Below are 25,290 nucleotides of genomic sequence, written 5' to 3' on the forward strand. Positions count from 1 at the left end.
TGCAGCTGATTTAAAAAAAAATTAAGCTTCAATTAAATTTTTAACTATGTTGGTCAGTTCAGCTCCTACTTTAAAAGCAATAGCAATATAAATCAGAGGAATGATTCCAGCACTGAAAAGCTGACCAACTGTACCGGTTGCCATAAAGTTTTCTAAAAATGAACCCCGAGTTACTAAGCCGTAGAGGCCGAGTCCGACAAATGAAATACCGGCAGTACTTTCAACTAAAGTAATACTGATTTCTTTAATTTCAAATTTATTATCAGAGAGCATTTTTAGTAAAAAGGCAGTTGCAATAACTGCTCCCCCCTGAAAACCCCCACCAGGACTTAAATGACCGTAGACAAAGATATATGTTCCAGCCAGTAAAAGCAGAGGAAAGAGGAGCTTGATTCCTGTATTTAAAATTAGAGATGAATCATCTGCAGCAAATTTCTTTTTCTTTGAATTTTCTAAATTAAGTACAACTCCAATTCCTGCAGCAGCCAGAAATAAAACGGTAATTTCACCGAGTGTATCAAATGATCTGTAATTTGCCACTACAGAGGTAACAATATTAGCTGAGCCGCTTTCTAAATTCTTACTTTCCTGATAGATTACTTTTTTATTATCTGTATTAACACTTTTATTAAGGTAGAGTTGGGCTGTTCTGTTATTGATATCAGCCTTTCCAAATTCATTTAAAGTGATTTCCCCAGCTGCAGGAGTAATAGTAAATGCCTGCAGAATAATTAAGGCAAAGGCAGCTGTTATAACAAGAGCAATTAAATTTCTGAATTTCACTCACTTTTCCCCCTTTCAGTTTTAAATAGGGCCAGCACAAAAATTGCTGTAGTTAAACCGGCACCGATGGCAGCTTCTGTCATTGCCACATCTGGAGCTTTTAAAAAATAAAATAAAACAGCAGCGGTTAAGCTGACAAGTCCAGCAGCAATTATTGAGCTTAAAAGATCATCAAAAGCTAAAGCGGCAGCTGCAGCAGCCAGCATAATTAAAATTAGAAAACTAGAGATTAGCGGCATTCTGATCACTGCCTTTCTGAATATTATTTAAGTGTTTTTCCTGATATTTATCCTGAGCAGTGATTTTTTCTACTGCAATTTTGCTGAGCCTGGCAGCTCGAGCAATGGAATGACTGCCGATTGGGTTTGTCATTAAAATAAAAACGGCAATAATCAGGGTTTTAAAAAACCAGTCAGTTTCTACCATTCCTACCCCAATAATTGTAGAAAGGGCACCAAGTGTTGTTGCTTTAGTACCTGCCTGCAGGCGATTGTAGACATCAGGCATTCTAAATAAGCCAAGAGCTCCTAAAAAAAGGAATAAACTGCCGGCTAAAATTAAAATATAACCTAAAATATTAATTATCAGCAAGATTAAGCCCTCCCTTCAAGGTAGCGGGCGATGACAACTACTCCAGTAAAAGAAAGAGCAGCAAAGACAAATGAAATATCAAGGTAAATATTATTTCTTAAAAATAAGGCCAGCACCACCAGCAGAGAACTAATAATGGTAGTAATTGTATCCAGAGCCACAATTCTGTCAGCCGAGCCTGGACCTTTTAACATTCTAACTGCTGCCAGTAAAACCGCAGCACTAATAATTAAAAAAATATAGTTTAACATTAAAAAACCCCCTCCAGCAGCCTTTCGAACTTCTCAGAAATTATTTTTTTCTGTTCTCCTGGATCCTCAGTTTTAACATCAATCCAGTGAATATAAAGGCTGTCATCAATTATATCTACTGTAAGTGTACCAGGAGTTAAGGTAATTGAATTGGCTAAAAATAATTTTGCCTGATCTGATTTTAGTTTGGTTTTAATTTCTATAATACCTGGATTAATAGGAAGTGAAGGATCAATAACTCTTCTGGCAACATCAAAATTGGCCTTTATCATTTCCCATAAAAAAACAGGTAAATACTTAAAAAAAGCTAGAAACCTGCTTAAAATATTATTATTACCTTTTTCTCTGCTGAAACTTTGATAGGTAAAATAGGAAAGAATTAAAGAAATTATTAACCCAGCCATCATTTCACTCCGAACTAAAGATGAGGTGTAAGCCAGCCAGAAGAGAAAATAGACTGCTGTAGTAAAGAAATATCTTTTTAATTTCTGCAAAATAGAACCCCCTTCAAAATAAAGTTGATAAAATCACTATGAGATTTTTTTCATAAATTTAGTGAAAAAAATAATATTTAACTGCAGCATCCCCCCTTTCATAAGATTCAAATAACTTATATTTATATATTATGATATTACGATATAAAAGTCAACAAATAATTAGAATTTTTCTGAAAATAAATAAAGTTATAAAAAAACTGTTATTAAAAGGAGCTCAGCTCCAGTAATAACAGTTTAGAAGGCAGGCTATTTAATTATACTCTTTAGAAAGAAAATAAAAGTTAAATTTTTTTTACTGATTCTCTTTCAATCAGTTCTATTGGAATAACTGATTTAGTAGATTTTTTTTCTGGATTCTGGATCCTGTCAAATAATTTACTAGCTGCTTCCTGGCCCATTCCTTCTTTATCAATGGAAATTGTTGTTATTTTGGGAGTAGTAAAAGCAGTTAATTCGATATTATCAAAACCAATAATTGAAACATCACCAGGGACTTTGATTCCATATTTATTAAAAGTCTGGAGTAAACCAATGGCGGTAGCATCATTAGCTGCAAAAATTGCAGTTGGCAGCTGTTTTTCTTTTAAAAAATCTTTTGCCAGTTCTTTACCCATATCCTGACTGAAATCTTTCTTAATTTTAATTAAATTTTCCTGGATCTCCAAATTGTTTTCGAGCATCTCCATTTTATAAGCCCGATAACGTTCTTCAAAACTGGGATGGCTATTAGGACCACCAGCATAACCAATTTTTTTATGTCCCATTCTAATTAAATAGTCTACTGCCTGCATTGCCCCATTAAAATTATCAGAAACAATAGAATCCATAATTGGAGAGCGAAGATAATTATCTACAAGTACTGTAGGAAATTTAAGTTCTTCAATCGCTCTGATCATATCTTTATTAATGTCAGCTCCGGCAAGAATCAGACCATCAACCTTATTCTGACTTATTATTGATGGGACTTTTTTGCTCTGTAAAGCATCTAATTTAATAGTCGAAAAAAGGAGATTATAATCATAATTCTCTACTTCAATCTCAACCCCAGCTATAACTCTTGTATAAAAGGGATTATTAAAAATAGGGATATGTCTGCGGCTCATAATGAATGCAATATTATGGGTTTTTAAACCTGCCTGAGAGCGAAAAGAAAAATATCCCATTTCTTTTGCAATGTTTAATACTTTTTGTCTGGTGACAGGAGAGACTCCCCCTTTATCGTTTAAAGATTTAGAGACTGTAGAGATTGAAACATCTGCCTTTTCTGCTATATCTTTAATTGTTACATTCATTTTAAAGCATCCTTTCCTCAAAATTAATCCGAATATTAAAATTGAAATAAATTTTCAAAAGTAATGAAAACTTTTTCTTAGTATATCATATCACAAAAAACAAATAAAATTAAATTATTTTTAAAAATTGTTTGATAATATGAAAAAACAATGCTATAATTAAAGAAAGTTATTTCGTAAATAACGAAAATATTTTAAAATAAGGCTAAAAATAATTTTGAACCTTGAAAAAATAATAAAAAAATCAAAAATACTGCTTGAATTGTCTGCAAATTTGCGCTATAATTAAATCAAGAAATCGTTTTAGTAAATTTTAGCGCAGTTTTCACTGGATTGCTAGTTTTCTCTAGCATTAAATTGATTTAATTTAATGAAGATTCATAAAACAGCTAAAATTTTGCTCACTCTTACTTTTTATAAGTTAATAATCCCTTAAGATAAAAGAGAGTGACATTTTGCATCACAAAATAATTTAAAGGGGTGTTTATTAATGATTAATGTTGGTAAGAAAGTTTTAATTTTAACTCTGGCTTTTCTATTTTTAGTTGGAGGAATGTCTTTAGCTCAGGATCTTCCCAGAGAAGAGACATTAGTAGTTTCCGGAGCAATGTGGGGACCTCCATCAACCTGGAATGTTTTAATTCCTAACCCTACACCTGGAACTGGTGGTTTAGTTTATGAGACAATGTTCTCTTATAATCCTCTCGATAATACTTATAAGCCCTGGCTTGCAAAAAGTGGAGAATGGGTAAGCAACAACGAGTATGTTCTTAAATTAAGAGAAGGAATTAATTGGACTGATGGTGAAGAATTTAATTCAGAAGATGTAGTCTTTACCTATGAAATTGCAAAAGAAAATTCTATAATGTATTCACCTGTCTGGGAATGGCTTAAATCTGTAGAAGCCGAAGGTGATTATACAGTTAGATTTACTTTTAGCGAACCTCATTATGCAGAATGGAATGCAGAATTATATCAGCGCTACATTATACCAGAACACATCTGGAGTGAAGTTCCTGCTGACGAATTAATCACCAGAACAATGAAAGACCCAGTTGGAACTGGTCCCTATACTGCCAGAGAAGCAGGTCAGGATAGAATGGTCTGGGAAAGAAATGATGACTGGTGGGGTAATGATGTTTTTGGACAGCCCAAACCTAAGTATATTGTTGACTTAGTTAATCAGAGCAACAATGTAGTAATGGGTATGTTAATGAAGGGTGAGCTTGATTTAAGCAACAACTTTATTCCTGGAGTTCAGAAAATCAAAGACCAATTTGGTTTAAAAACCTGGTATGAAGAAGAGCCTTATATGCTTTCCTGGAATACTGCCAATTTATACATGAACACCACTAGAAAACCAATGGGTGATGTTAATTTTAGAAGAGCAATGGCTTTTATGATAAATAAAGATTCAATTGTTGAGCGAGTATATGGTGGTCTTGTAAAAGCTGCTAATCCTACAGGCTTATTTGGAGAAGGTTGGTTAAAATATCTTGATGAAGAAGTTGTAGAGGAATACGGCTTTGAATACAATACTACTAAAGCTAAAGCACTTTTAGATAATGCAGGATATGTAGATGCAGATGGTGATGGCTGGAGAGATATGCCAAATGGTGATCCACTAGAATTAAGTATTATAGTACCAAGTGGCTGGACAGACTGGATGTCAGCTGTTAGAGTTATTGCTCAAAATGCTGAAGAAATTGGTGTGAATATTAAACCTAACTTCCCCGATTCTTCATTATTTGACAATAAGCGCTTTAACAAAGATTTTGACATGTTAATCGCTAACTTCCAGACCACATTATCCTCAACACCATTTGACTACTGGAATGGTGTAGCAAATGAAAGTATTCATGGGGAAACAATCAGTAATGGTAACTGGGGTGCTTATGATAACCCGGAACTGTTTGAATTAATTGATGAGTTTAATATGACTAGAAATGAAACTAGAAAACAGGAAATAGCATCTAAGATTCAGCGGATCTTACTAAAAGATATGCCAACTGTTCCTCTCTGGCATAATGGTCTCTGGGCTCAGCAGACAACAAATAATTGGACTAACTGGCCAAGTGAAGATAATCCTTATGGTGTACCAGTAACCTGGGGTAATGCTTATCAGTTAGGTATGATTGATACCTTAATTGGTATTGAACCAGCTAAATAATTAATAGACAATTGAATTTAATTAATAAATACAGGTCCGATATTCTTATCGGGCCTGTTATTTAGAAAGGAGCAGTATAAAATGGGCAAATATTTACGGAAAAAATTAATGATCTATATTATTACATTTATCCTGGCAGTTACCATCAATTTTATTATCCCCAGAATGATGCCTGGAGATCCAATCCAATCACTTTTGTCACGTTTTTCTGGAATGGAGGGGGGACGCCAAATTTTAGAAGAACAATTAACATTATTATTTAATCTTGATCAGCCAGTGTGGCAGCAGTATCTTAATTTTTGGAAATCAGTCTTTACTCTTGATTTTGGAATTTCAATTATCCAGTTCCCAACTCCAGTAATAGATATTATAAAAAGAGCAATTGTATATGATTTATCTGTTTTGTTTCCTGCAATTATATTAAGCTGGATCGTTGGTAATAAACTGGGTGCTTATTCAGGAACTGATAAAAAAGTAGATAATGCTTCAATGCCTTTCTTTTATTTTCTTGCCTCCTCTCCTTATTTCTGGATGGCTGGTTTAGTAGCATTCTTCTTTGGAGTGGTTCTGAGGTGGTTCCCAATCAGTGGAGCCTATAGTGCTGTAGCTTCCCCTGCTTTTACCTGGAATTTTATTAAAGATTTTTTACACCACTGGTTTTTACCTTTCTTTACCATGTTTTTAGTTCAGCTGGGAGGCTGGGCAATTGGTATGAGAAATATGATTATGTACGAAAAAAGTTCAAATTATTCAAAGTACATGGAAACCCTTGGTTCTTCGAAAAAGTTAATTCGTAAATACGGTTTTCGGAATGGTGTTTTACCTCAGGTTACCGGCCTGGCCTTGAGAATCGGCCGCATAGTTGGTGGAGCAATTACAGTTCAGGTAGTATTTAATTATCCCGGCCTGGGAAGAATGCTTTTAGATGCAGTTCAAAATCAGGATTACTTTTTAATGCAGGGAATCTTCCTGACAATTGTAACAATGGTGTTAGTAGCAAACTTTGTAGTCGATATTGTTTACATGTTTATTGATCCAAGAGTCAGGCTTTCATTTACTGAGGAGGTGTAGATTGTGGCAAAAGATTTCTGGGCAAAACATGAAAATTTGTATTATGCCCTCACAAATAAAAAAGTAATTTTTGGTTTGTCTATCGTAATTTTAGTATTTTTACTGGCAGCTTTTGGTCCACTTTTAACAAGATATGAATATGATGAATATGCAGGTCAGGGTTATTTACCTCCTTCATCAGAACACTTTTTTGGTACCACAATTGATGGAAAGGATGTATTTACACGGACAGTACATGGTTTACGTTCGACCCTTTTAGTAGGTGCTATTGCAGGTACAATTGCAACTTTAATTGGCTGTATAATTGGTTTTGTGGCCGGTTATTATGGTGGAACAATTTTTGATGAACTTTTAATGATGCTGACAAATATCTTTGTTGTAATTCCCCAGCTGGCACTTTTAATTGTAATTGCAGCCTTTTTAGAAGTACGGGGAACCTTTGTGATGGCAGTTATAGTTGCCTCAACAGCCTGGCCCTGGACAGCAAGAGCAGTAAGATCTCAGACCCTTTCTCTAAAAAATCAGGAATATGTATCTTTATCGAAGATTTCTTCAATTAGTGTGGGCAGAATTTTAAGAGAAGATATTGCTTCCAATATGTTTTCCTATGTCTTTATGGTTTTTATTCAGCAGTTTAATGGAACTATGCTGGCTACAGTGCAGCTTGAGTTTTTAGGACTGGGACCTACAAAAGGAATTTCTCTGGGACTTGTAATGCAAAATGCTGTTAACTGGAATGGAATTCAACTTGGTATGTGGTGGTGGGCAATAATCCCTGGACTAATTTTAACAATTTTAATAACCGCACTTTATTTTATCAATACAGGATTAGATGCAGCCTTTAACCCACGTTTAAGGGAGATGTAAGTGATGAGTGAAAATATATTAGAAGTCAAAAACTTAAGAGCATATTATGATATTTTAAAAGGACAGGTTAAAGCAGTAGATAATGTTACATTTAATTTAAAAAATGGCGAAATTCTTGGACTGGCAGGAGAGTCAGGTTGTGGAAAAAGTACTCTGGCAAGTACCTTTATTTCCCGAAAGAAGCCGCTTAAGTATATCTCAGGTGAGGTAGATCTGGTAGGAAATAAAATAATGAAGATGAGCGAAAAAGAGTTTAAAAAACTGCGCTTAAGAACAATTTCTTTAATACCTCAGTATGCTCTGGATGCTTTTAGCCCAACCAAAAAGATTAAAACATATATTGCAGATTTAGCCGGACAGCATGGAATAAAAACAAATAAAAAGTTTTTTGACAAAGTTAAAGAAAGACTGGACCTGGTAAATCTGGATGAATCAGTTTTAAACAGATATTCAATTGAGCTTTCAGGTGGAATGAAGCAGAGAGTTATCATGGTAATTTCTACAATTTTAGATCCGGAATTTTTAATTGCTGATGAGATCACATCAGCTCTTGATGTAAGTTCTCAAAGATTTGTAGCAACTATGCTGGCGAATTTGAGAGATTTAGGAATTATAAAATCAGCTATTTTTATTACCCATGATTTATCTATACTTTATCAGATAGCAGATCGAATTATGATTATGTATGCCGGTAATTTTGCTGAAATAGGACCAACAGATGAAATTGTAGCTAATCCACGCCATCCTTACACCAGAGCTTTAATTGATTCTCTGCCCAAGGTTGGTATTCAGTATAAAGATAAACGTTTATCCGGTATCGAGGGAACTCCTCCTCACCTTTTAGATATTGAAGAAGGATGTCGTTTTAGACAGCGCTGTCCTTATGCAATTAATAAATGTGAAGAAAATCCGGAAAGAGAGCAGGTAGCAGAAGGACATTATGTCTCCTGCTGGAGATGGAAAGAGTTAGGAAGTGATTTAAGTGGCCAAAAATAAAGATGTTATTATGTCAGTTAAAAACCTATCTAAGGTTTTTAAAAGTGGTATTTTAAATCCAGAATATACTGTAGCAGCTAAAGATATTTCTTTCGATATAGAAAAAGGAAAGATAATTTCTCTAATCGGAGAAAGCGGCAGTGGAAAAACAACAGTTGGCAAATTGATTTTAAAATTAATCGAAGTTTCTGAAGGTGAAATCATATATAAAGGAAAAAATATTTCTAAAATAAATGATAAGGAGGAAACACAGCAGTATTATCGTAGAGTTCAGGGGATTTTTCAGGATCCATTTGCAACCTTTAATCCTTTATACAGAGTGGATAGAGTATTTGATTTGATTTTTGATTCTTTTGACCTGGGTTTTGAAGATAAAGACCAGGCAATTAGAGATGCACTTTATGATGTAAATTTAAATCCCGATCGCACTCTGGGTAAATTTCCGCATCAGCTTAGTGGAGGCCAGCTGCAGAGACTGCTAATTGCTCGTGCTTTACTGATGGACGTTGATATTTTAATAGCGGATGAGTTAATTAGTATGCTGGATGCATCCACCAGAATTGGAGTTTTAAATTTACTGGTAGAATCCTGTAAAAAACATGGAATGGCAGTAATTTTTATTACCCATGATCTTAACTTAGGTTATTATATTAGTGATAAATCACTTATTATGTACAAAGGTCGTCTGGTTGAAAGAGGAGACACCAAAAAGATTTACGAAAACGCAACTCACCCCTATACTCAAATGTTATTTGAAGCAGTACCTGAAATAGGAGAGCGCTGGGACCCAGATGAAGAATTTTTACCGGAACAGATAGTAAACGATGTTCAGAAATTCTACAAAGAAAATGCAGGGAAAGGTTTTGTAGAAATTGAAGAAGATCACAGTGTATTATTTAGTGATAAGTAGATTTAATTTACTAATATAACTAGATAAATAATAATTTTAAAAGATGTTAATAGATATTAGTTGTAATCTTGAGGAGGCACTTGAATGGCAAAGATAATATTTCCCAAAGATTTTGAATGGGGGGCCGCTACAGCATCCTATCAAATTGAGGGAGCATACAATGAAGATGGTAAGGGTGAATCAATCTGGGATAGATTTACCCATCAAAAAGGAAATATAGTAAATAATAATACCGGTGATGTAGCCTGTGATCATTATCATCGCTACAAAGAAGATGTAAAGTTAATGCAGGAAATTGGTCTGGACACATACCGGTTTTCTATTTCCTGGCCCCGGATTTTACCTGACGGAAAAGGTGAGATCAACCAAAAAGGGATTGATTTTTATAAAAGATTAGTAGATGAGCTTTTAAAAGCAGGGATTGAACCAGCTGCAACTCTTTATCACTGGGATTTACCGCAGAAACTGCAGGATAAAGGAGGCTGGGAAGACAGGGATACAGCTAAATATTTTAATGAATATGCTCAGATAATGTACAAAGAGCTTGGCGGTCTGATTCCCCGCTGGATAACCCATAATGAACCCATGGTGGTTTCAATGGTTGGGAATTTATGGGGAGAACATGCTCCCGGTTTTAAAGATCATCAAAAAGCTCTGCAGGTTGCGCATAATGTTTTGCTCTCTCATGGAATGGCAGTTAAGAGTTTTAGAGAAAGTGGAATTGAAGGGGAAATTGGAATTACCTTAAATTTGAACCATGTTTACACTAATAGTGAAAGCAGAGAAGATCAAATTGCAAAAGATTATTGTGATGCCTTTAATAACCGCTGGTTTTTAGATCCTGTCTTTAATGGGAAATATCCAGAGAAATTAATGTCCTTCTATCAGAATGAATTTGATAACCCATTTAAGATAGAAGCTGGAGATTTCGATATAATTAGTAGAGAGATTGATTTTCTGGGTATTAATTATTATTCCAGAGCTCTGGTAGAATATGATGAAAGTGAATTCCTGAATTTTAAAACAATAAAACCAGAAGTTTCAGATTATACTGCAATGGACTGGGAGGTTTATCCTCAGGGTTTAACAGATCTCTTAAAAAGACTGGATCAGGAATATACTAAAAAGCCAATTTTTATAACTGAAAATGGAGCTGCTTATGATGACCAGATTGCAGAAGATGGCAGAGTTCATGATCAAAAAAGGGTTGATTATTTAGAAAAACACTTTCAGGCTGCACACCAGGCAATTGAAGAGGGAGTAAATCTTGCCGGTTATTATGTCTGGTCTTTGATGGATAATTTTGAATGGGCTTTTGGATATGATAAACGGTTTGGAATTATCTATATTGACTATGAGAATAATCAGAAGAGGATTTTAAAAGATAGTGCCCGATTATTAAAAGATGTAATTGAAAAAAATGGAATAGAAAAATAAATATTGATTAATTAAAAATAAGTATGATATTTAATTTTATATTATAATAATTTTCAATTGAAGCTTAAAGCTGCTTAAAACAGAGAAGCTGGTTCCCCTATACCAGTTTTATAAGTTACTGGCTGCTTTAAGCTTTATTGATTTTAAAAATTAAAAGCAGGAGGAAAAAAATTATGTCTGCTCAAACAAAAAAATTATCTTTTTTTCATTCCTTAAAATGGAAAATTTCCGCTGTGATAGTAATTATTTTATTAATGGTGCTGGGAGCTATTAGTTATCTAACTTTTAATTCAGCAGCTGAGATTGTCAGAAATCAAATTAATGAAAATATTAATTTAGTAGCTTCTTCCTATCAGAGTAATGTAGAGGCAATGCTCAAAACTCTGGACAGACAGATCGATTCTATTGATTCTGACAGCAGTTTTAATGGTTATTTTACTTTAATGGAAGGTCTGTATCCGGGAAAAGATGCTGATCCGGGGGCCAGAAAAGAATTTATTGCAAATATAGATTCTTTTATGGGAATGCAGTATTCGGCTGCTGGAGCTCTCGGTTCTATTAGTGATAATATAGGAAGTATTGAATATGTTTATCTGGCGATGTCTGATGGAACAGTGATTGCAGATTCGCGGGTTTATTCAGCTACGGCTTTAGAGGATAATGAACATTATTTAAAACAGCAACTAAATAAAGATTTATATAAAAATATTTCTTTTGGCACTATCCATCAGGAAAACAGTCAGAACTATCTTTTGTATAATTCTCCTATCTATGCTGATGATGGTGAAACAATAACAGCTTACATAGTTCTGGCTTTAAAGCCAGAGATTGTCTATTCAGAGCTGCAGAGTTTGGATATCGAAAATGCTGAGAACTATAAGTTAATCAATTCCGAAGGGCAGATAATTAGGGCTCAGAATAAAGAGCTTTTTGCAACTCCAATAGATAATAGCTGGTTTGTAAATGAAACTACAGCGAAAAATGCAGTTAGTTCAGAAGTAGTTGGTGGGAATTATCTTTTAAAAAATCAGATAACAGAAAATCTGGCTCTGGCAGTAGAAATTCCAACAGAACAGATGCTGGCACCTGTAAACAGACTGGGGAAAACAATCTGGACTGTTTCAGGAATCTTTTTAGCTCTGGCCCTGCTGATAACCTTCTTATTTATCAGCTGGCAGCTTAAACCTCTTTCTTCTTTTATGGAATCATTTAGAAAAATGAAAAATGGTGATCTTCGAAACCAGGTTAAGATGAAGGAAAAAGATTTAAATCGGAAAGATGAAATTGGTATCATGGCCGGTATTTTTAACGAAATGCTGGAGGAACTTAACAATCTGGTTATCGATATCAATAATCAGGCCCAAAATTTAAATACTTCCGCCGAAAAAATGGATCGCAACAGCAGGGAAGTTAATAAAGGAGCGGAAGAAGTTGGTTTAGCTGTAGAAAATCTTTCAGCAGGTTCAGAAGAACAGCTGGCTCAAATTGAAGAAAGCAATAATAATGTGCAGAGTTTAAATCGGGAAATCAAAGAAGTTGATAAAAATGCAGAAGAAATTGCTAATGGAGCAGACGAAGTACTGGGAAGAATTGAAAAGGGTAATCAGAGTGTCAGCAGTTCCCTTAATAATATCAATAATTTGAGTCAGGAAACAAAAGAGGTTGCAGAATTAATTCAAAATCTGGGTACAATGTCCGAAGAAATTGGTGATATAGTTGTTTTAATCAATGATATTTCTAGCCAGACTAATCTTTTAGCCTTAAATGCTGCTATAGAGGCAGCAAGAGCCGGAGAGGCAGGCCGTGGTTTTTCTGTTGTTGCTGATGAAATCCGTTCTTTAGCCGAGGAATCAGCTGGAGCTACCGAAAAAATATCTAAATTAATAGAAAAAATTCAGGTGGGAGTAGATAAAGCAGTAAACTCCATGGATCAAAATGAAGAGCTGGTAGATGCCAGTGTAGAAAGTATTGAAGATACAGATAATATTTTCAAAGAAATCAGAAAAGTATCTAAAAATCTGGGTATTTCAATAGACAATGTGGTGGCTCGAATTAGCTCCATGCGGGGAGAAAGTGAAAATGTAGAAAATGCAATTAATGATATTGCAAAGGTGACCAGGGATTTTGCTTCCAGTTCTCAACAGATTTCTGCTTCTACAGAAGAACAAACTGCTTCCACAGATGAAATACTGACCACAGCAGTTGAATTAAAATCGATGTCAGAGGAGTTAATTGCAAATATTAATGATTTTAAAGTGGAATAATTTTATGATTTAATAAAAGTAAGTTAAATGATTGTGGCTGAAAAAATCTAATTGAGGTGAAAAAAATGGAGAAATTATCTTTAAATGGTAAGTGGCAGTTAAATCAAACTGAGCAAGAACAATTTATTAATGCCGAAGTACCCGGATGTGTACACACAGATTTAATTAGAACTGGAGAAATTGATGATCCGTTTTATAGAAATAATGAGGAAAAAGTTATGTGGATTGGAGAAAGTGACTGGGATTACAGCCGTAAATTTAGTCTGGGTTCAGAATTTATTAATTCTAAGAAGATTATTTTAAGTGCTCAGGGTTTAGATACTCTGGCAGAGATATATATTAATGGTGAACAAGTTGCTTCCACTAATAACATGTATCGCAGGTGGGAATTTGAAGTACAGGATTATTTAAGAGAGGGAGAAAATGAAATTAAAGTCCATTTTAATTCTCCTTTACCATATTTAAGAAAAAAAGATGAGGAGTTTCATATCCCTGCCTGGAGTGTAGGTGATCACCGTTTACATGGTGGTGGCTGGCTGCGCAAACAGCCGAGTAACTTTGGCTGGGACTGGGGCCCGATGCTGGTTACTATGGGAATCTGGAAAGACATTGATTTAATTGCTTTAGATACCGCCAGAATTGATGAAGTTAGGGTTGAACAGAATCATCTAGAAACTGGCAGTGTTGAAGTAGATATTGATCTGATAACTGAAAAAATTGCTGCAAAAAAATTAAAGGTGCAGATTGATTTTACTCAGTCTGGAGAATCAATTTATCAAAACAATTTTGAAATTGAAGGTGAAAAGGCAAAAATAGAATTTGAAGTAGAAAATCCTGAGCTCTGGTGGCCTAATGGACTGGGTGAACAGCCGCTTTATGATCTTGAAATTACCATTTTTGACAGTGGAGGACATAAATTAGATTCAGTTCAGAAAAAAATTGGCTTAAGAGAGCTGGAATTAATTACAGAAGATGATCAGTGGGGCCAATCTTTTAAATTTGCAGCCAATGGAAAAGAATTTTTTGCTAAAGGTGCCAACTGGATACCCGCAGATGCTTTTGTCTCCAGAGTAAAAAGAAATGATTATCGCCGGCTTTTAGAATCAGCAGCAGATGCAAACATGAATATGCTGCGGGTCTGGGGTGGTGGACTTTATGAGCAGGATGATTTTTATGAAATCTGTGATGAACTGGGGCTGACTGTCTGGCAGGATTTTATTTTTGCCTGTGGAACTTATCCCAGCTTTGATGATGATTTTATGGAAAATGTTAAAATTGAAGCTGAAGAAAATGTTAAAAGAATTAGACACCATGCTTCTCTTGCTCTCTGGTGTGGTAATAACGAAATTGAACAGGGGATTGCAGCACAGGAGTGGAATAGTGAAAAAATAACAATGCCCTGGGATGACTATCAAAAATTATTTGACGAACTCTTACCTGAGGTAGTAGCGGATCTTGATCCACAGACTGATTACTGGCCCGGTAGTCCACACAGTCCCAGGGGTGATCGTAATGATTTTAATAACCCTGATTGGGGAGATGCTCATCTCTGGGATGTCTGGCATGGTAAAAAACCTTTTGAATGGTACCGCACCTGTGAACACCGCTTTAATAGTGAATTTGGATTTCAGTCATTTCCTGAACCAAAAACAGTTTATGGATATACCGAGCCAGAGGATCGTAATATAACCTCTTATGTGATGGAACATCATCAGCGCAGCGGTATCGGAAATACTACAATTATGCAGTATATGCTTGACTGGTTTAAGCTGCCAGAAGGATTTGATAATGTAATCTGGGCCAGCCAGATTCTGCAGGGACTTGGCATTAAATATGCTGTAGAAAACTGGAGAAGAAATATGCCTCGCGGAATGGGAACTCTTTACTGGCAGTTAAATGATAACTGGCCTGTTGCCAGCTGGTCTTCCCTAGATTATCACGGCCGCTGGAAAGCTCTGCACTATATGGCTAAAAAGTTTTATGCACCAATAATTATTAGTGGGATAGAAAATAATGAAGATTCAACTGTAGAACTACATGTCACCAGTGATCGGCTTGAAAATAAAAAAGGAAAAGTAAAATGGAAGCTGCGAGATGTTGCAGGTAATATAATAAAGGAAGATAATTTTGAAACAGAAATTAAGCGGCAGAGTAACCAGCATGTAAAAACCATTAATTTAGAAGAATATGTTGAAGAATATGGAATCAGAGATTTAATGCTCTGGCTGGAGCTGGAAATTGAGGGAGAAACTATTGCTGATAACTTTGTTTCTTTCGCCAAACCAAAACACATGCAGCTTGAGCAGCCAGAAATTAAAACCGAAATTAAGCGTCTGGAGGCTGGAAAATACTGGATCAGTTTAAGTACAGATAAAACAGCACTCTGGACCTGGCTGGAACTGCAAAATCTGGATATGAAATTAAGTAAAAACTTCTTTCATCTTTATCCTGGAAGAGAAATAAAAGTTATAGCAGAAATTGATAAAGATCTTAGAGTTGATGAATTTGAAAATAAATTAATTATTAGATCATTAATTGATACTTATTAAAAAATGGAATATAATAATTACTGGAGAGAAATATTAATTCATATTAAATAATTCTCTTAATTAATGAAATAAATTCAGTAAAAATAAGGGTTGAATTATTGAGGATTAATAAAACTTAGTAATTCAACCTTTTTAAAATCTAGGGGAGGATAAGATGAAAAAAAATTTACTGCAGGAATTTGCTGATTCAGTTTATCAGGAAAAAGAAAACTTGCTGGAGTTCTGGCTGAATAATTCTATAGATAAACATTATGGAGGATTTTATGGAGAAGTCTCAGTTTCTAATAAACCTCAAACTGAAGCTGATAAGGCTTTAATTTTAAACAGCCGTATTCTCTGGAGTTTTGCTAATGCCTACCGCGAGGATAAAAATCCAGATTATTTAAAGATGGCAGATCGAGCTTATGATTATCTTCTAGCTAATTTTGAAGATAAAAAATACGGTGGTTTTTACTGGTTACTTGATTATAGAGGAGAAGTTAAAGAGAACAAAAAGCAGATTTATGGACAGGCTTTCTGCATCTATGCCTTTAGCGAATATTATCGAGCAACTGATAATGAAGCTGCATTAAAAAAAGCAGTTGATTTATTTGCAATTCTGGAAAGTGAAAGTTATGATCCAGACTACAGAGGTTATTTTGAAGCTTACAATAGAGACTGGTCAGCGGCTGATGACATGAGTTTAAGTGAAAAAGATATGAATGCTGCCAAATCTATGAATACCCACCTTCATATTTTAGAGGCTTATACTAATTTATATCTGGTCTGGCCTGATCCAGGTTTAGAAGCAAAGCTAAAAGAATTAATCGAAGTTTTAATAAATAATATAGTTGATCAGGAGCAGTATAGGTTTAAGCTCTTTTTTGATCAGGACTGGACATCAAAATCTGATATTATTTCCTACGGTCATGATATTGAAGGGAGCTGGCTTCTTTATGAGGCTGCAGAAGTCCTGGGAGAACAAGTAGTCCTTGATTTTGTAGAAGATTATGTTCTAAAAATGGCGGCCCGGGTGCTCGAAAAAGGTACAGCAGAAGATGGAAGTATTTATTATGAGTCTGAAGCCGGTGAGCTGGATAGAGATCACCACTGGTGGCCTCAGGCAGAAGCAGTGGTTGGTTTTATTAATGCTTATCAGTTAAGTGGAGAAGAAGATTTTATTCAGGCTGCTGCTAAAGGCTGGGATTATATCACAAAAAATATAGTTGATCAGGACAATGGCGGCTGGTACTGGCTGGTAAATGATCAGGGGAAATCTTCTTCAAAAGCTAAAATTAATGACTGGAAGTCCCCCTATCACAGCAGTCGTGCCTGTTATGAAATCATAAACAGAATAGAGCAGATACTTGCTTAAAAAATTTATTTGAGGTGATAAAAATGGATTTAATAAAAAAACCAGATAAAGATGAATTTCAGACACGTCTTCGCCTTTTAAAAAAAGAGAGACAGAATTTAGTTGAAAGAGAAAATGTAAGAGTCAAACCTGGAAATGGAATTTTTTATCGTTATAAATATCCTGTTTTAACAGCAGAGCACACTCCAATTTTCTGGCGTTATGATTTAGATTATGAAAGCAATCCTTATTTAATGGAAAGACAGGGGATTAATGCTACTTTTAATCCTGGAGCCATTAAATTAAATGGTAAATATTATTTAGTTGTCAGAACAGAAGGTAAGGACCGCAAATCTTTTTTCTCTATCGTAGAGAGTGATAATGGAATTGACAATTTTGAATTCTGGGATTATCCTCTAGAAATACCCGAAACAGAAAGACCGGATATTAATGTTTATGATATGCGGCTTGTTCAGCATGAAGATGGCTGGATCTATGGTATTTTTTGTACTGAAAGAAAAGATCCAGAAGCTGAGCCTGGAGATACAACTTCTGCAGAAGCTCAGGCGGGTATAGTAAGGACAAAAGATCTTAAAAGTTGGGAGCGTCTGCCTGATCTAGAAACCCCTTCTGCTCAGCAGAGAAATGTAGTTTTACATCCAGAGTTTGTAGATGGTAAGTATGCATTTTATACCAGACCTCAGGATAGCTTTATTACTACCGGTTCTGGAGGTGGGATCGGCTGGGGTTTAGCAGAAGATATTGAAAATCCCAAAATTGCAGCTGAAGAGATAATTGACAAAAAGTTTTATCATACAATCAAGGAAGTTAAAAATGGTCAGGGAGATGCCCCTATAAAAACTGAAGCTGGCTGGCTGCATCTTGCTCATGGTGTTCGTAATACCGCTGCCGGTCTGCGTTATGTGATTTATGCTTTTATGACAGATTTAGATGATCCAACTAAAGTTATCTACAATCCAGGTGGTTATTTAATAGCCCCTCATGGAGAAGAGCGAGTGGGAGATGTCTCCAATGTAGTTTTTGTTAATGGTGTAATTAAAGAAGATAATGGTAGAGTATTAATCTATTATGCTTCCTCTGATACCAGGATTCATGTGGCAGAATCATCAGTTAGTCGATTGGTAGACTATGTTAAAAATACGCCTACCGATAAGCTTCGTTCTGCTGCTTCAGTCCAGACAAGAAAAGAGTTAATTGAAAAGAATCTGGAGATTATTAAAAATAAATAGTGTTTTCAGGTTAAAATATCAAGAATAAATTGCAGTGGACACACTTAATCAGGTGTGTCCATTTTTGTACTTTATTAAAGATGATATATTTAAATATTGTAAAAAATAATTAATTTTAAAATATACTTGCAAGTTTAATTTTAAAGTGATAACTTTAATGGTGAGAATTAATTTAACTGTTTAAATAATAAAAAAATTTAGGTAAATATTTAGTTATTTATAAATTATTTTAATATAAATTAAAAAGGAGAGATAAAAAATGCTATTTGAAATGTCAGTAGAAGAAATGAAAGAATATAAGGGTTCCAGCCGCAAAGCTGATGATTTTGATCAGTACTGGGAAAAAGCCCTGGCTGAAATGAAGACAGTTGATCCTGATATTGAAATTAAACATTCTGCTTTTCAGACTGATTTTGCAGAATGCTATGATCTATATTTCACCGGTGTTAGAGATGCCAGAATCCATGTTAAATACATAAAACCTAAAATGATTGAGAAAAAACATCCCGCAGTAATTGAGTTTCATGGTTATGGCAGTAGAATTGAAGATTGGGCAGATAAATTACAGTTTGCGGCCCGTGGTTATTCTTATTTTGGAATGAACTGCCGCGGTCAGAATGCGGGTTTTTCTGAAGATGTTGGCGGAGTTAAGGGTAATACTAAAAATGGACATATTATTAGAGGTCTGGCAGATGATTCGGATAAACTTTACTACCGCAATGTATTTTTAGATACGGCCCAATTAGCCGGAATTGTAATGGAGCTGGATAGTATTGATCAGAAGAGGGTTGGCGTTTATGGTTATTCTCAGGGTGGTGCTCTAACAATCGCCTGTGCGGCCCTGGAACCACGGATAAAAAAAGCAGCTCCGGTTTATCCGTTTTTAAGTGATTATAAACGGGTAACTCAGCTTGACATTGAGAATAGTGCCTATGCAGAAATCAGGGAATTCTTCAGAAAATATGACCCCCTCCATCTAAAGGAAGCAGAAATTTTTAATAAATTATCTTATATTGATATTCAAAATCTAGCAGATAAAATAAAGGCAGAAGTTTTAATGACTACAGCTATTTCAGATCCAATCTGCCCCCCTTCAACCCAATTTGCTGTTTATAATAAAATAAAAAGCAAAAAAGAGATGGTAATTTATCCTGATTATGGGCATGAAGATTTACCGGGGATTAGAGATAGACATTATAGATTTTTTAATGATTTATAATTTTAGTGATTTATAATTATTGTTCCAACTTTTTTCTTTAGGAGAGATATAAATGGCAGAATTAAAGAAATTATGGCTTTATTTAAGAAAATATAAATTATTTTTTTTCGGAGCTCTCTTTTTTATTATCTTAAATGTATTATTTTCGATGATTCCCGGTTATTTAAATCGAAGAATCATCGATGATGTAATTAATGGCCAGCAAATGGAACTGCTGGCTGGTTTTTTGGCTGCTTATATTGTGGCGAATCTGCTCAGAGCAGCTTCAATTATGGTTCAGCGATTTTTTACCGAAAGTTTATCTCAAAATATGCTGCGAGATTTAAAACAGGATCTCTATGATCACCTGCAGAAGCTTTCTTTTAACTTTTTTAATAATAATCGAACTGGAGAATTAATGTCCAGAATGACAGGTGATATGGAAGCGGTAAGAATGCTTTTTGCTGATGGAATGATTCAGTTTACAAGAGCAATTTTTTATGTAGTATTTGTAATGGCCGTTTTGATTCCCGAGAGCCTCAAGCTCTCATTAGTCTCACTGGCTTTAAGTCCCTTAATTGGTTTTTTCGCCTACAGACTTGGAGTCAGGATTAAACCAGTTTTTCGTCAGGTAAGAAGGCAGTATTCTGATCTGAACTCAACTGTCCAGGAAAATATATCTGGGATTAGAATAGTTAAAGCCTTCCACCAGCAGTCTTATGAGATGGAAAAATTTGACGAGGAAAATAATAATTATTTTACTAAAAACTATAGTGCGGCAAAAATTTGGTCAAAGTATTTTCCGATAATGGAATTTCTGGGAGGTACAAGTACAGTTCTGCTGCTCTTTTATGGCGGGCGTCTGGTAATTCAGGGAGAAATAACACTTGGAATCTGGATGCAGTTTAACTCTTATCTCTGGATGCTAATTATGCCGATGCGGATGATTGGACATATTGTAAATATGTTTTCCCGGACCAGTGCTTCTGCAGAAAGAATTTTTAATATTTTAGAAACTGAGCCGGAAATCAAAAACAGAGAAAATGCTCTTAAGACTGATAGGATTAAGGGAGAAGTTGAATTTAAAAATGTATCTTTAAATTATGGGGGAGAAGAAATCTTAAAAAATATTTCTTTTCATGCCAGGCCTGGAGAAGTAGTTGCTATTATGGGAGCAACTGGCAGCGGTAAATCTTCCTTGATTAATCTAATTCCGCGCTATTATGAAGTTACAGAAGGACAGGTTTTAATTGATGGCGTTGATAATAGGAATTATGATCTGCAGAATTTAAGATCACAGATTTCGATAGTAATGCAGGATGTATTTCTTTTTTCGGAGACAATAACCAATAATATTGCCTATGGAAGACCAGGACTTGATTTAGAAAAAATTAAAAGAGCGGCCGAAATAAGCAGTGCCCGTCATTTTATTGAAGAAATGGAAGATGGTTTCCAGGAGGTTGTAGGTGAGCGGGGAATGGGACTTTCCGGGGGACAGAAACAGAGAGTTTCGCTGGCCCGGGCTATTGTAGAAGAAAGTCCAATTTTAATCCTTGATGATGCAACATCTGCGGTAGATATGGAGACTGAACATCAGATTCAGCAGGCTTTAGAAGGAATGGATCAGAGAAGCACACTCTTTTTAATAGCTCATCGTATTTCTTCAGTCAGAAATGCAGATCAGATTTTAATTTTGGACCATGGGAAAATTATCGAGCGGGGAACCCACGAGCAGCTGATAAAAAATAAGGGACATTATTATACAATGTTTAAGGAACAGTACAGAGAAGTTATTGATGAAGAAGAGATCGAAGAAAGGTGGGTGAATTAAATGGCCTATAATAGATATTTTGAAGATGAAAAAATGGAAAATCTAGATCCAAACAATATCAAAAGAGTTCTTGCTTATCTAAAGCCCTATAAATACAGGGTAGCATTTTCGCTATTTTTAATGGCCATGGCCGCCTTTGCTGATCTTTTAGGACCATATTTAACCAAAATAGCAATAGATAATTATATTTCAGCCGGAGATTTTAGGGGCCTGACTATGATTTCTCTTATATATCTGGCTCTACTTGCTGTCAATGGAATTGCAGTTCGTTTTCGGGTGCTAATTATGAGTAAGGTTGGACACAAGGTTGTAAGAAATATCAGACAGGATCTTTTTCAGCATATTCAAAAATTATCTTTCAGTTATTTTGATTCAATTCCTGCCGGGAAAATCATTGTTAGAGTAATGAATAATGTCAACTCACTCCAGAATTTATTAGAAAACGGTTTGATCAACATTATTACTGATACCTTTCGCTTTCTGGCAATTTTGATAATTATGCTCAATCTTGATCTGCGTTTAACCTTGATTTCTATTACAGTCATGCCGGTTCTCATCTTTTCAATCTTTCTACTAAAAAAGAAGATTAGAATTGGCTGGCGCCGAGTTCAAAAAAAGAGATCCAATATGAATGCCTATATTCACGAAAGTTTAACCGGAATGCAGATTACTCAGGCTTTTGTAAGGGAAGAAAAGAACAGCAGTATTTTTAAAGATCTCCAGGATGATTATGTCAGCAACTGGATGAAAACAGTAATGCTCTCTCACGGTATTTTCCCAATTGTACTATTAATTAACACTACCAGTGTAATTATCATGTACTTAGTTGGTATCAGAGATTTAAATGCCGGTCTGGTGACTATCGGTACTCTTATTGCATTACTGCAGTATATCTGGCGTCTATGGCAGCCAATTATTAATATCAGTAATTTTTATAACCAGGTTTTAGTAGCAAATTCAGCTGCCGAAAGAATTTTTGATGTCTTGGATACAGATCCGGAGATTGTAGATCAGCCAGATGCTGTAGAAATGCCCGAAATTAAGGGCAGGGTAGAATTTGAAGATGTAACCTTCAGTTATGAGGAAGGTGGAGAAGTTATTCTTAAAGATATGAATTTTGAAGTTCAACCTGGTGAGACTATTGCTTTTGTTGGTGCAACAGGAGCCGGGAAAAGTACTATCATTAATTTAATGACCCGTTTTTATGATATCGACCAGGGTGATATTTTAATTGATGGATCTGATATTCAGGATGTTAAAATTGAGTCTCTGAGAAAACAAATTGGGGTTATGATGCAGGATACCTTTATTTTCTCTGGCTCTATTGCTGACAATATCCGTTATGGTAATTTGGAAGCCAGCAGGAAAGATATAGAAAAAGCGGCGGAGATGGTATATGCAGATGGATTTATTAGAGAAATGGAAAATGGTTATGATACTGAGGTTAATGAGCGTGGTTCCAGATTATCAGTTGGACAGAGGCAGCTGATCTCATTTGCGAGAACAATTCTTTCTGATCCTAAAATTTTGATTTTAGATGAGGCCACCTCCAGTATTGATACTCAGACTGAGATTTTAATTCAGAAAGCAACTCAGGCAGTTTTAGAAGGAAGGACTTCTTTTGTGATAGCTCACAGACTTTCCACTATTAGAAATGCAGACCGGATTATGGTCCTGGAGGAAGGCGAAATTATTGAAACTGGAAGCCATGAGGAATTAATGGCCAGAGAGGGACACTATCACGATTTATATATGGCCCAGTATAATAGAGTAATTTAAAAAATGATAAAGCAAAAGAGCATTTATTATAAATTATCAGCAGGATCCAGGAATGCCTGTGTAAAACAAAATACAATTTAATAAAAAACAGTAATTATTCTTGACAATGAATATTATTTCTGTATAATAACAGTATAACAATTATAAGAAAATCACTTATAAGTAAAAAAGACTATAAGAAAGGGTGATTAATAATGTTTGAAAAAGTAAAAAGATTTTTTAATGAGGTAAATTCTGAGGGACAGAGAATAGAAAACAACCTTAGAGAAGTCAAAGATCAATATCGTAATAATGAAAACAGCAGTTACATGCAGTTTTAGGAAATAAGACTATAATGAATACTACAATTAAAAACAATAAACATTATGAGACTTAAAAAGAACACTTCCTTTATTATCAAGGGTGTTCTTTTTTTATTTTAGCTCATTATCTTTTAATATGACTGTTAAAGTGATATAATAAATTTAGATAATTTACAACTTAAAATAACTTAAAACCATTTTTATTTATAATATTTCAAAATTCAAGGAGGTAGAAGAAATGAAATATAGGAAATTAGGTAAAACAGGTTTCGAAGTATCAGAAGTTTCTTTTGGCGGTTGGGCAATTGGCGGTTCCTGGGGAGATGTAGAAGATGAGCAGTCAATGGCAGCTTTAAGAGAGGCTGTAAAGCAGGGGATCAATTTTTTTGACACTGCTGATGTTTATGGAGATGGTCGCAGTGAGCGTTTAATGGCTAAGTTGAGAAATGAGACCGATAAAAAGATACATATAGCCACTAAAGCAGGTAGAAGGCTTGATCCTCATGTAGCTGAGGGTTATAATAAGGAAAATTTAAATAAGTTTGTGGACCGCAGTCTTAAAAATTTAGATGTAGAAACAATTGATCTGCTGCAGCTGCACTGTCCTCCAACTGAAGTTTATGAGCAGGAGGAAGTATTTGAGGCCTTAGAAGAAATGGTTAAGGCAGGTAAAATTGAGAACTACGGTGTTAGTGTAGAAAAGGTAGAAGAAGCGATGAAAGCTTTAGAATATGAAAATCTGGCAACTGTTCAGATTATTTATAATATGTTCCGCCATAAGCCAGGAGACGAATTTTTAGATAAAGCAAAAGAAAAAGGGGTAGGTATTATCTGTAGAGTGCCTCTGGCAAGTGGATTATTAACAGGTAAGTTTTCTAAAGACTCCACTTTTGCTGAAGATGACCACCGTAATTATAATCGGGATGGAGAAGCTTTTGATAAAGGAGAAACTTTCTCCGGTGTAGATTTTGAACTTGGCCTGAAAGCTGTAGATGAGCTGGAAAAAATTAAACCTGAGGGCTTAACAATGGCTCAGTTTGCTCTTAAATGGATCCTGATGAATGATGCAGTCAGCTGTGTAATTCCTGGTGGTAAAAAACCGTGGCAGGTAAAAGATAATGCAGCAGCATCTGAAGCAGATGACCTCTCCGATGAAGTAATGGCAAGAGTTGACGAAATCTATGATGAATATATCAGAGATAGTGTCCATCACCTCTGGTAAAAAGTAAGTAAAAGTCTGTAAATTTAGACTTTAATAAAATCCTTGACAAGAAGATTAAAAGATGTATAATGAAGTTAAGATAAGTTATATAAGAAAATCACTAATAACTAATTAACAACAATAAGACTATAAGAAAGGGTGATTTAATAATGTTAAATTCATTATTTACATTCATTAAGAGTGCTAATGCTGAGGGCAGAAGAATCGAAAGTAATATCCAATCTGTAAAACAAAAACAGATTGAGCATGATTCTTTTACAAATTTGAATCAGTACTAGAAATCGTTTTATTTAAAAGACAATAATAGAAATATAAGTCAATCATATTATAACTACAATAACTTTATAAGAAAGGATGATTGCAGATGTTTAACAGTATGTTTAAATTCATAAAAGAGGCTAAACTTGAATCAAATGAGAATCAAGCAAAGCTAAATGCATTTAAAAACTTAGGTAACTACTAAGCTATTTATAAAAGCCGAGCAGGCTAAAATAACAATTAAAGCTAAAAAATAACTAAAACTAATAAGCAAATAATTATATAACCCTTAAATATAATGATAATAAAACCACCCTCCCCGGGTGGTTTTTCGTAGTTATGGCCATAGTGTAAAATAAGTTTTGGAGATTCATTTTGAAATTATCTAGAAAATTAGAAAGAAGACTCCCTTTTTGATAAAATGTTTTTAGGATAAAAA

21 protein-coding genes are annotated in these 25,290 nt (G+C 34.9%); 15 read left to right on the forward strand and 6 right to left on the reverse strand.

The window, feature by feature from the left end; translation table 11 throughout:
• Nucleotides 1-21: 21 nt before the first annotated feature.
• The 6 genes from mbhE to DFR79_RS11345 all read right to left on the reverse strand — a co-directional run bounded on the left by mbhE (nucleotide 22) and on the right by DFR79_RS11345 (nucleotide 3,414).
• Nucleotides 22-783: a hydrogen gas-evolving membrane-bound hydrogenase subunit E gene (mbhE, locus tag DFR79_RS11320; RefSeq protein WP_133515593.1), complete on the reverse strand. Its 762-nt coding sequence runs from the start codon at nucleotides 781-783 to the stop codon at nucleotides 22-24.
• Entirely contained in the window at nucleotides 780-1,022 is a 243-nt protein-coding gene (locus DFR79_RS11325; RefSeq protein WP_133515594.1) for a hydrogenase subunit MbhD domain-containing protein, read from the reverse strand. The genes mbhE and DFR79_RS11325 overlap by 4 nt, the downstream gene beginning before the upstream one ends.
• Nucleotides 1,006-1,374, reverse strand: coding sequence for a monovalent cation/H(+) antiporter subunit G (mnhG, locus tag DFR79_RS11330; RefSeq protein WP_208107539.1), 369 nt, complete (start codon nucleotides 1,372-1,374; stop codon nucleotides 1,006-1,008). The genes DFR79_RS11325 and mnhG overlap by 17 nt, the downstream gene beginning before the upstream one ends.
• A gap of 2 nt (nucleotides 1,375-1,376) precedes the next feature.
• The gene (locus DFR79_RS11335; protein ID WP_133515595.1) at nucleotides 1,377-1,625 is read right to left on the reverse strand and encodes a monovalent cation/H+ antiporter complex subunit F; all 249 of its coding nucleotides are present in this window, start codon (nucleotides 1,623-1,625) and stop codon (nucleotides 1,377-1,379) included.
• Entirely contained in the window at nucleotides 1,625-2,119 is a 495-nt protein-coding gene (locus DFR79_RS11340) for a Na+/H+ antiporter subunit E (protein ID WP_133515596.1), read from the reverse strand. Before DFR79_RS11340 ends, DFR79_RS11335 begins: the two co-directional genes overlap by 1 nt.
• 284 nt (nucleotides 2,120-2,403) lie before the next feature.
• The gene (locus DFR79_RS11345) at nucleotides 2,404-3,414 is read right to left on the reverse strand and encodes a LacI family DNA-binding transcriptional regulator (protein WP_133515597.1); all 1,011 of its coding nucleotides are present in this window, start codon (nucleotides 3,412-3,414) and stop codon (nucleotides 2,404-2,406) included.
• A 490-nt stretch (nucleotides 3,415-3,904) separates the two neighbouring features.
• Between DFR79_RS11345 and DFR79_RS11350 the strand changes: the two genes are divergently transcribed.
• From DFR79_RS11350 to DFR79_RS11415, 15 genes are all read left to right on the forward strand, one after another.
• Nucleotides 3,905-5,584, forward strand: a complete 1,680-nt coding sequence (locus DFR79_RS11350) for an ABC transporter substrate-binding protein (protein ID WP_133515598.1) — start codon at nucleotides 3,905-3,907, stop codon at nucleotides 5,582-5,584.
• Between the two features lie 81 nt (nucleotides 5,585-5,665).
• Nucleotides 5,666-6,655: an ABC transporter permease gene (locus tag DFR79_RS11355; RefSeq protein ID WP_133515599.1), complete on the forward strand. Its 990-nt coding sequence runs from the start codon at nucleotides 5,666-5,668 to the stop codon at nucleotides 6,653-6,655.
• Nucleotides 6,656-6,658: 3 nt separating this feature from the next.
• Nucleotides 6,659-7,522, forward strand: a complete 864-nt coding sequence (locus DFR79_RS11360) for an ABC transporter permease (protein WP_133515600.1) — start codon at nucleotides 6,659-6,661, stop codon at nucleotides 7,520-7,522.
• 3 nt (nucleotides 7,523-7,525) lie between these two features.
• Nucleotides 7,526-8,518 (forward strand): ABC transporter ATP-binding protein, encoded by a 993-nt coding sequence (locus tag DFR79_RS11365; protein ID WP_133515601.1) that lies wholly within the window; start codon nucleotides 7,526-7,528, stop codon nucleotides 8,516-8,518.
• Nucleotides 8,505-9,428, forward strand: a complete 924-nt coding sequence (locus DFR79_RS11370; RefSeq protein WP_133515602.1) for an ABC transporter ATP-binding protein — start codon at nucleotides 8,505-8,507, stop codon at nucleotides 9,426-9,428. The genes DFR79_RS11365 and DFR79_RS11370 overlap by 14 nt, the downstream gene beginning before the upstream one ends.
• Nucleotides 9,429-9,512: 84 nt before the next feature.
• Entirely contained in the window at nucleotides 9,513-10,865 is a 1,353-nt protein-coding gene (locus DFR79_RS11375; protein WP_133515603.1) for a GH1 family beta-glucosidase, read from the forward strand.
• 173 nt (nucleotides 10,866-11,038) lie between these two features.
• A complete protein-coding gene (locus tag DFR79_RS11380) occupies nucleotides 11,039-13,129 on the forward strand; it encodes a methyl-accepting chemotaxis protein (protein ID WP_133515604.1) in 2,091 nt (696 codons plus the stop codon).
• Between the two features lie 65 nt (nucleotides 13,130-13,194).
• A complete protein-coding gene (locus DFR79_RS11385; RefSeq protein WP_133515605.1) occupies nucleotides 13,195-15,678 on the forward strand; it encodes a beta-mannosidase in 2,484 nt (827 codons plus the stop codon).
• 154 nt (nucleotides 15,679-15,832) lie between these two features.
• Nucleotides 15,833-17,032, forward strand: a complete 1,200-nt coding sequence (locus tag DFR79_RS11390; protein ID WP_133515606.1) for an AGE family epimerase/isomerase — start codon at nucleotides 15,833-15,835, stop codon at nucleotides 17,030-17,032.
• A 23-nt stretch (nucleotides 17,033-17,055) separates the two neighbouring features.
• On the forward strand, nucleotides 17,056-18,261 hold the full coding sequence (locus DFR79_RS11395; protein WP_133515607.1) for a glycoside hydrolase family 130 protein: 1,206 nt from the start codon (nucleotides 17,056-17,058) through the stop codon (nucleotides 18,259-18,261).
• Between the two features lie 259 nt (nucleotides 18,262-18,520).
• Entirely contained in the window at nucleotides 18,521-19,480 is a 960-nt protein-coding gene (locus DFR79_RS11400) for an acetylxylan esterase (RefSeq protein ID WP_133515608.1), read from the forward strand.
• A 52-nt stretch (nucleotides 19,481-19,532) separates the two neighbouring features.
• A complete protein-coding gene (locus tag DFR79_RS11405; RefSeq protein WP_133515609.1) occupies nucleotides 19,533-21,290 on the forward strand; it encodes an ABC transporter ATP-binding protein in 1,758 nt (585 codons plus the stop codon).
• Nucleotides 21,291-23,069, forward strand: coding sequence for an ABC transporter ATP-binding protein (locus tag DFR79_RS11410; protein ID WP_133515610.1), 1,779 nt, complete (start codon nucleotides 21,291-21,293; stop codon nucleotides 23,067-23,069).
• Nucleotides 23,070-23,263: 194 nt separating this feature from the next.
• A complete protein-coding gene (locus DFR79_RS16435; protein WP_279512887.1) occupies nucleotides 23,264-23,389 on the forward strand; it encodes a hypothetical protein in 126 nt (41 codons plus the stop codon).
• A gap of 220 nt (nucleotides 23,390-23,609) precedes the next feature.
• Complete coding sequence (locus tag DFR79_RS11415; RefSeq protein WP_133515611.1) at nucleotides 23,610-24,593, forward strand: aldo/keto reductase; 984 nt, start codon at nucleotides 23,610-23,612, stop codon at nucleotides 24,591-24,593.
• The last annotated feature ends 697 nt before the right edge of the window (nucleotides 24,594-25,290 follow it).

Origin of the sequence: Halanaerobium saccharolyticum, assembly GCF_004362045.1 — a bacterium.
In the GTDB taxonomy this organism is placed as follows: domain Bacteria; phylum Bacillota; class Halanaerobiia; order Halanaerobiales; family Halanaerobiaceae; genus Halanaerobium; species Halanaerobium saccharolyticum_C.